A 9,338-nucleotide genomic window follows, 5' to 3' on the forward strand; every position below is an offset into this window, starting at 1 on the left:
TCCGCGGTCGGTCGTTTCTTCGAGGGCTTGAGCGACTTCCCAGTGAAGTCCAGGGCCGTCGATCCCTGCGATCGGCCAAATCCAGAGCGGGCGTCCGATAAGGATTGTGGCGAAGTTAAGGGCTTCGAGCTTGGGACGGTTTCAGCGCACAACGATCCTAGTTTGGATCGTTGTACCAGCAACCTTATCTGCTCTTGGCAAGACCTGCTCCCGACTGCTGCAATCGCGCATCACCCACCGGGCGTTGCGCGGCGGCGGGTTGGACACCGCATTGGTGCCATACTAAGGGTGGACGGGATTGCTCCCTCGCCGGCAACCGAATCGGCCCCCGTTATCGAGCGTGTGCGAATCGAACGTGACACAACGTACAGACATCGCGATCGTCGGTCGCGCGTGCCGGCTTCCCGGCGCCGCGAGCGTTGACGGGCTCTGGCAACTTCTGAGTGAGGGCCGCTGCGCCGTCAGTCGGATCCCCGCCGATCGCTGGTCGCTGGAACGGTTCGGTCACCCTCGTGCGCAGGAGCGCGGCAAGAGTTACACCTGGTCGGCCGGCGTGCTGGAGGACATCTGGTCCTTCGATCCCGGCGTCTTCGGCATCTCGCCCCGCGAGGCCGAGCAGATGGACCCGCAGCAGCGGCTCCTGCTTGAGCTGACCTGGGAGGCCCTGGAGGATGCGGGCCTGCGGCCCTCGGGCGTCGCGGGCTCCAACATCGGCGTGTTTGTTGGCGCGTCGTCCCTCGATTACGGCAACCTGCGCATCCTCGACTCCGCCTCGGGCGATGCCTACGCGGCGACCGGCAACACCCTCTCGATCCTCTCGAACCGAATCTCCTACATCTTCGACCTCAAGGGGCCGAGCTTCACGGTCGACACGGCCTGCTCGTCCTCCTTGGTCGCCCTCGACAACGCGGTGCAGGCGATCCGTACCGGCCGCGTCGACACGGCCGTGGTGGCCGGCGTGAACGTGCTGGCGAGCCCGTTCAACTTCATCTGCTTCTCGAACGCGCAGATGCTCTCCCGCACTGGCCTGTGCCAAGCCTTCTCGGCGAATGCCGACGGCTACGTGCGCTCCGAGGGCGGCGTCGTCCTCGTGCTGCAATCGGCTGAGGCTGCCCGCCGCCAGGGGCGGACCGTGCGCTCGGTCATCGCGGCGAGCGGCGTCAACTCGGATGGGCGCACCACGGGCATCTCGCTGCCCTCCGGCTACGCGCAGGGCGCGCTGCTCGAGAAGGTCTACCGCGAGGCGGAGATCGACTTCGACGCCGTGGCGTTCGTGGAGGCGCACGGCACCGGCACCCCGGTGGGCGACCCCATCGAGGCGGGCGCCATCGGCGGCAAGATCGGCCGTCGGCGCGGAGCGCCGCTGCCGATCGGCTCGATCAAGACCAATATCGGCCACACCGAACCGACCTCCGGCCTCGCCGGCCTCCTCAAGGTCAGCCTCGCGCTGGAGCACGACCTGGTGCCGCCCTCGCTGCACTCGGCCGAGCTGAACCCCGAGATCCGGTTCGACGAGCTGAACCTGCACGTCGTCCAGGCCCCGCTGACGATCGCGCGGGGCGCCACCCCGCGTTTCGCCGGCGTGAACTCCTTCGGCTTCGGCGGCACCAACGCCCACGTTGTGCTGACCGACGGCGAGCGCGCCGCGGCCCCGCCCGCCTCCGGGCCGGAGCCGGAGGTGCTGCTGCTCTCAGCCCAGAGCCGCGCGGCGCTCGGTGAACTCGCCCTCGACTACGCCGAGCGCCTCGACGATGCCGACGCGGCCGAGGCCGCCCGCATCGTGGCCGCGGCCGCCCATCGCCGGGAGCGCCTGTCGTCGCGCCTCGCCATCCCGGTCGGCGCCAAGGACGACCTCGTGGCGACGCTGCGCGCCGTCGGCGAGGCCGAGGACACGGAGGCCGCCCTCCTCGGAACCGCTGTCGACCGCGCGGCCGACGTGGCCTTCGTCTATTCCGGTAACGGCAGCCAGTGGGCCGGCATGGGCCGTGAGGCCTACGCCGAGAACCCGATCTTCCGCGAGGCCTTCGACCGGATCGACGCGCTGTTCGCGAGCTATTCCAAGTGGTCGCTCGTGGCGGCCCTGGAGGCGGAGGACCTCGACGAGCGGCTGGCCCTCACCAGCGTCTCGCAGCCCCTGATCTTCGCGATCCAGAGCGCGTCCACCACGGCGCTCCGGGCGCAGGGCCTCAAGCCCAAATTCGTGCTCGGCCACAGCGTCGGCGAGATCGCCGCGGCCGAGGCCGCCGGGATCCTCAGCCTGGAGCAGGCCGTCCGCGTCATCTTCTACCGCTCGCACCACCAGGAGGCGACGCGCGGCCAGGGCACCATGGCGGTGCTGCTCGCGCCGGTGGAGGAGAGCGAGGCCTTCCTCAAGGACTACCCCACCCTCGACATCGCCGCCTACAACAGCCCGAAGGCGATCACCGTGGCGGGCCCCGAGGCAACCCTCGATGCGGCGCTCAAGGCGGCCTCGCGCAAGCGCCGCCGCGGCCGCAAGCTCGACCTCGCCTATCCGTTCCACGGCCGGATCATGGATCCGACCGAGAAGCCGCTCCTGCGCGATCTCGCCGGCTTGAAGCCCGCCGCCGGCACTACCGCGATGGTCTCGACCGTGACGGGCCGGGTGCTGTCCGGGACCGAGTTCGGCGCCAGCTACTGGTGGCGCAACATCCGCGAGCCGGTGCGCTTCTGCGAGGCCGTGCAGGAGGCGACCCGCCAGGGCGCCCGCATCTTCGTGGAGGTCGGCCCCCGGGCCACCCTGATGTCGCATGTGGGCGACGCCATCGAGCCCCTCGGCATCGAGAACGCCGTTGTCGGCGTCATGCACCGCAAGGCCGCGGGCGGCGATCCGATCCGCAAGGCGGTCGCGGCCGCCCTCGTGCAGGGCGCGGCCGTCGAGGACGAGCGGCTCTTCGGGCGGGACCCCGCGGGCGACGTGCGCCTGCCGACCTACCCTTGGCAGCGCCGCGGATTCCGCCTCGCCGAGACCACCGAGAGTGCCGGCGCCACGGCCGCGCGGCCCTATCACCCGCTCGTCGGCTCGCGCACCACGCCGGACGGGCTCGACTGGCACGGCTACGTCGACGTCACCACGGTCCCGGAGCTCGACGACCATCGCATCGAGGGCCAGCCGATCATGCCCGGCGCCGGCTTCGTCGAGATGGCGCTCGCCTGCGCCCGCGAAGCCCTTCGCAGCGACAGCGTGGTTCTGGCCGATTTCGAGATTCACGCCCCGATGGTGTTCGCCGAAGAGGCGCTGCGCGAGGTCACCGTGCGCCTCTCGGGCAGCGGCAACGGCATCCAGATCCTCAGCCGCCCGCGCCTGACGCAGACGCCTTTCCAGCTTCACGCCTCCGCCAAGATCGTCGAGGGCACGTTCTCGCCGCCGCCGCGCGAGGAGGCTGAGCTCTCCGCCGAGCACGCCATCACGGGCGAGGAGCTCTATGCCCGAGCGGTCGCCGCCGGCCTCGGCTTCGGCCCGAGCTTCCGGCAGGTCAGCCTGAGTGCGCGCCTCGACGAGACGACGATCGTCTCCGAGCTGGTGCCGGCCGAGGCCGATCCGCGCTACGGCCTCGTGCCAGCGCGGCTCGATGCCTGCTTCCACGGGCTGATCCTGCTCTTCGCCGATCTCCTCGGGGAGAATGCCGGCAAGGCCTACATCCCCGTCCGGTTCGGAGAGGTCCGCCTCCTGCGCCCCGGCGTCGCCATCGCCCGGGCGGTGATCCGCACCCGCCGCTGCAACGAGCGCAGCATCCTGGCCGACTTCACCGTGCTCGACGCCGAGGGCGAAATCATCGCGACGATCCGCGAGGGCCGCTTCCAGGCCCTGCGCGCGAAGTCCGGCGGCGAGCTCGCGGCCTACGCGATCTCCCAGCGTCCGGAACTCGCCACCGAGCCGACCGCGATCCCGACGGAGCGCGGGCCGAGCATCGCCGCGAGCCTGCAGCCGCAGGTGGCGCCCCTGCGGGCGGCGGAGGATGCCGCCCTCTCGCCCGGGCACCTCCTGCTGGAGGGCTGGGCGACCTCGCTCGCCTACCGCCTGACCGCTGGCCTCCAGCGGGGCGGCGCCGTTGCGATCGACGAGCGCGTGCCGGCCGCGATGCGGCCCTGGCTCGTGAACGCCCTCTACGCGCTGGAGAGCAGCGACCTCGCCACGCAGGACGGCGGCCGCTGGACGCTCCGCGAGGACGTGACGCTGCCCGAGCCCGCCGAGATCACGCGCTGGATCGCGGCCGATCATCCCGAGCTGTCCGCCGAGCTGGTGCTGATCGCCGATGTCGGCGCGCTCGCGACCCGTCTCCTCGACGGTTCCCTCACGGACGCGCCGGCCCTGCCGCAGAACGCTCTCGACGCCTTCACCCTCCGAAGCGCCACCGCCCGCGCCGAGGCCGACGTCGTCGCGCGCATCCTGGAGGCCAGTCGTGACCGGCTGCCGCGGGACCGCGCCCTGCGCCTGCTCCAGGTCGGCTTCGGGCCCCTGTCGGCCCAGGCGGCGGCCTTCGCCGAGTCCATCGAGGCGCGGCTCACGGTCTACGAGACCGACCGGCGCCTCGCCGAGCGGGCGCGCCTCGCCCTCCCCCGCGGCGTCGCCGTGGTCGAGGAGGCGAGCGACCTGTCCGCCGGGGCGTTCGATGTCATCGTCGGGAGCGGCGTCCTGCACCGGGGCGAGCGCGATCTGCCGAAGCGTCTGGCCGATGCGCTCGCGACCGGCGGCCTGCTCCTCGCCGTCGAGCCCGGCGCCTCGCTGTTCCGCGACCTCGTGTTCGGGCTGACGCCCGGCTGGTTCGAGGAGGGCGTCGGCGGCACGCCGATCGGCCGCCTCGACGACATCACGGGCTGGCAGCGCGCCCTCAGCGCGACGGGCCTCGTGAGCGTTGCGGTGGATCGCGCCGCCTCCGGAAACGGCGACGATCTCCTCCTCGTCGCGGAGGCGCCCGCCCGGCCCGGCCCGGCGCCCGCGCAGAGCTTCGCCTTCGTGATCGGCTCGGACGACGCCTTCGCGGCCGAGACCGCCTCGTCGCTGGCGACGCTCCTCGTCGCGAGCGGCGTGCACGTCTCGATCATCCTCGACTCCGAGACCTCGCTGATGGAGCTGGAGCGGGAGACGCCCGACACGGTCGTGTTCCTGGCCGGCGCCTTCACGCGCGGCGGAGAGGCGGCCGAGCGCCTGCGCGACCGCTGCCTCAGCCTGAAGCGCTGCGTCGAGCACCTCGGCGCCCGCCAGACCCGCCTATGGGTCGTGGCCCCCGGCGCGACCCGCGACCGCGGCGGGGCCGGAGCCTCCGTCGAGGCCGGCGTCTGGGCCTTCACCCGGACGCTCGCCAACGAGGTGTCGAGCCTCGATGTCCGCCGCATCGACCTTGCGCCGGACATGTCCTCCAAGCGCGCCTCTGAGCGCCTGCGCGACCTCATTCTCTCGGGCACGCCCGAGACCGAGATCGTCCTCGACGACGACGCCACGCGGGTGATCCGCTTCGCGCCGGGCCTCAGCCCGCGCCGCGCCGCGGCCGACGCGGTCCCGGCGGAGGCGAGCCGCCTGGAGCGCAGCAACACCGGCGGCCTCAACGAGATGGTCTGGGGGCCGGCCGAGCGCCGCGCCCCCGGCGCCGGCGAGATCGAGATCGCGGTCGAGGCGACCGGCCTCAACTTCCGCGACGTGCTCTGGGCCCTCTCCATGCTGCCGGAGGAGATCCTGGAGGACGGCTTCGCGGGGCCACGTCTCGGTCTCGAGTGCGCCGGCCGCGTCGTGGCGGTGGGCGCAGGCGTCAAGGCGTTCCGGGTGGGCGATCCCGTGGTCGCCTTCGCCCAGTCGGGCTTTGCGAGCCACATCGTGGTCCCCGAGCTCGTCGTGGCGCCCTGCCCGCCCGGCCTCGACCCCATGGCGGCCGCCACCGTGCCGGTGGCCTTCCTGACCGCCTATTACGGGCTCGTCTCCCTGGCCCGCCTGAAGCGCGGCGAGTGGGTCCTCGTCCACGGCGGCGCCGGCGGCGTCGGCCTCGCGGCGCTGCAGATTGCCCGGCTGAAGGGGGCGCGTGTCATCGCCACCGCGGGCTCGCGGGAGAAGCGGGCCCTCGTCAAGGCGCTGGGCGCCGAGCACGTGCTCGACTCGCGCTCGCTCGCCTTCGTGGACGATGTCCGCCGCATCACCGGCGCGGGCGTGGACGTCGTGCTGAACTCGCTGTTCGGCGAGGCGATGGAGCGCTCGCTCAACGCGCTGAAGCCGTTCGGCCGCTTCATCGAGCTCGGCAAGCGCGACTACGTCGCCAACACCCATATCGGCCTGCGGCCGTTCCGGCGGAACCTCACCTACTTCGGCGTCGACCTGGATCAGGTGCTGCAGCACCAGGGCGAGGACGGAGCGCGGCTGTTCCGCGAGGTGATGGCACTGTTCACGGATGGCGGCCTCAAGCCCCTGCCCTACCAGCCGTTCACGGCGGCCGAGACCTCGGACGCCTTCCGGCTGATGCAGCAATCCGGCCATGTCGGGAAGATCGTGATCGCGCCGCCGGAGCCCGGCCACGTGCTCGCCGAGCGCCGCTCCGCCTTCGCGATCGCCCCGGAGGGCACGCACCTCGTGACCGGCGGCCTCGGCGGCTTCGGCCTCGAGGCGGCGCGCTGGCTGGCCGACCGCGGTGCGCGGCGGATCCTGCTGGTCGGCCGCAAGGCGACGCTGACCGAGGAGGCCTCCGCCCTGGTGGCGGACCTCGCCGAGCGCGGCGTCACGGTCGAGGCCAGGGCCTGCGACATCACGAGCCGCACGGCGGTCGACGCCCTCGTGTCCGGCATCGAGAAGGGCGGCCGCCTCGCGGGCGTCATCCACGGCGCGGCCGTGCTGCAGGACGGCCTCATCGCCAACATCGACGGGGCGAACCTCGACGCGGTGCTGGGCCCGAAGGTGATCGGCGCGCAGCACCTCGACGCAGCGACCCGCAGCCTCGCGCTCGACTACTTCGTGCTGTTCTCCTCGGCCACGACCTTCATCGGCAACCCGGGCCAGGGCGCCTACGTCGCCGCCAACGGCTTCATGGAGGGCGTTGCCCGCCAGCGCCGCCGTCGGGGCCAGGCGGCGCTCGCGGTCGCCTGGGGCGCGATCGGCGATGTGGGCATGCTCGCCCGCAACCGTGCCGTGATGGAGACGCTGGCGGGCCGTGTCGGCGTGACGCCGATGGATGCCCGCCGCTGCCTCGACCTGATGGCAGAGGCCCTGGAGAGCCAGGGCCCGAGCCCCGACGAGGCCGTGGTCGCCATCGCGTCTATACACTGGGGCAAGGCGCGCGAGCGCCTGGCCACGATGCGCTCGCCCTCCTACGCCGCCCTCGGCTCGGAGGCACAGGCGGAGGCCGGCGCGGTCGCGGCGATCAACATCGGCGCCCTCCTGAAGACGCAGGACATCGATGCGGTGCGCAAGGTGGTGTCCGACGCCATCGTCGAGGACATCGCCCGCATCCTGCGCCTGCCGAAGGACGATATCAGCCGCGTCCGCCAGCTGTCCGAGATCGGCCTCGACTCGCTGATGGGCGTCGAGCTCGGCGCCAGCCTGCAGGAGCGCTTCGCCCTCGACGCGCCGCCCGCCGGCATCTCGTCGGGGCTCACCGTGAACGAGCTGTCCGAGACGCTGATCCAGTCCGTCTCGGCGCCCGTCGACGAGGCGGCCGGCGTGGCGCTCAGCCTCGCCTCGAAGCATGTCGGCGCGGGGGTCGACGCGAGCACGCTCGCGCCCTTCCAAGACCTCGTCGCGCAGAACAGCCTGGAGATCAAAGAGATCCTGCCATGACCCAATCGGCACGACCGGACGGCGGACGCGCGGCTCTCGCGGGCTTCGTGACCAACCGGCTCGGGCGCGGCACGCCGCGCCCCGCCCAGAGTCGGCCCCAGCAGAAGCCCGGCGAGGCGAGCGCCCAGGACTTCGAGTCCCTGCCCGGCTACCGGGACCTGAAGCTCCAGCGCTCGGCCGCGGACCTGATCGGCCTCGGCAACCCGTTCTTCCGGGTGCACGACGCCAAGGCCGGCGCCACCACCCGGATCGACGGCCGGACGTTCACCAACTTCTCGTCCTATGACTACCTCGGCCTCAACGGCCACCCGTCCATCAATGCGGCCGCCCGCGAGGCGATCGACACCTACGGCACCTCGGCCTCCGCGAGCCGCGTGGTGGCCGGCGAGCGGCCCGGCCACATCTCCCTCGAGAAGGCGCTCGCCCGGCACTACGACACCGACGCCTGCGTCGTGATGGTGAGCGGGCACGCCACCAACGTCACGACGATCGGCGCGCTGCTCGAGCCCGGCGACGTGATCTTCCACGACGCCCTGATCCACAACAGCATCGTCACGGGGGCGCAGCTCTCGGGCGCGCAGCGCCGCTCCTTCGCGCACAACGACCTCGACGCCCTGGAGAGCCTGCTCGCCGCGACGCGCCACGAGCACCGCCGGGCTCTCATCGTGGTGGAGGGGCTCTACAGCATGGACGGCGATGCGCCGGACCTCGCGGGCTTCGTCGCCCTCAAGGAGCGCTACAACGCCTGGCTGATGGTCGACGACGCCCACGGCCTCGGCGTCCTCGGTCGCACCGGCGCCGGCCTCTTCGAGCATTGCGGCGTCGATCCGCGCGCCGTCGACATCTGGATGGGCACCTTCTCGAAGACGCTCTCCACCTGCGGCGGCTACATCTGCGGCCCCGGCCCCCTCGTCGAGTACCTGAAGTGCACGGCCGGCGGCTTCGTCTACAGCGTCGGGATGTCCCCGCCCCTCGCTGCGGCAGCCGAGGCGGCCCTCGCCGTGATGCACGCCGAGCCTGATCGGGTGGAGCGTCTGCGCCAGAACGGGCAGCTGTTCCTGGCCTGCGCCAAGAAGCAGGGCCTCGACACGGGCTCGAGCCTCGGCCTCGCGGTGATCCCGGTGATCGTGGGGGATTCGCTCAAGTCCGTGACGCTGTCCGACCGCCTGTTCAAGCGCGGCATCAACGTGCAGCCGATCATCCATCCGGCGGTGCCGGAGCGGGCGTCGCGCCTGCGCTTCTTCATGACCTCCGAGCACACCCCGGAGCAGATCCGCGAAACGGTCAACGCCATCGCCGAGGAACTGGCGGCGATGGAGAAGGGCGGCTCGCTGATCGAGCAGCTCCTGGCCAAGCGCGGCTGAAGCGACGCGCAGTCAGTGGATGCAACGAGAAGGGCCGGTCCCCCCACGGGGACCGGCCCTTCTCGTTTCCCGTGACCGGGGCGGCGGCCTACTTTGTGTACTGGTAGGCGATCGCGGCGCTGGAGGCCGGTCCGGTGACGGCGGCGACGACGCCGAGGATCTTCTGGACCTCGGTGAAGGGGGCGTTGGAGACGTAGACC

General features: G+C 72.0%; 2 protein-coding genes. Both read left to right on the forward strand.

Features of this window, described 5'->3' with window-relative positions; all coding sequences use genetic code 11:
• The first annotated feature begins 355 nt into the window (after positions 1-355).
• A complete protein-coding gene (locus tag ACLBXP_RS24630) occupies positions 356-7,774 on the forward strand; it encodes an SDR family NAD(P)-dependent oxidoreductase (RefSeq protein WP_447670471.1) in 7,419 nt (2,472 codons plus the stop codon).
• Entirely contained in the window at positions 7,771-9,138 is a 1,368-nt protein-coding gene (locus ACLBXP_RS24635) for an aminotransferase class I/II-fold pyridoxal phosphate-dependent enzyme (RefSeq protein ID WP_447670472.1), read from the forward strand. Before ACLBXP_RS24630 ends, ACLBXP_RS24635 begins: the two co-directional genes overlap by 4 nt.
• The last annotated feature ends 200 nt before the right edge of the window (positions 9,139-9,338 follow it).

This window comes from Methylobacterium sp. A54F (assembly GCF_053346035.1).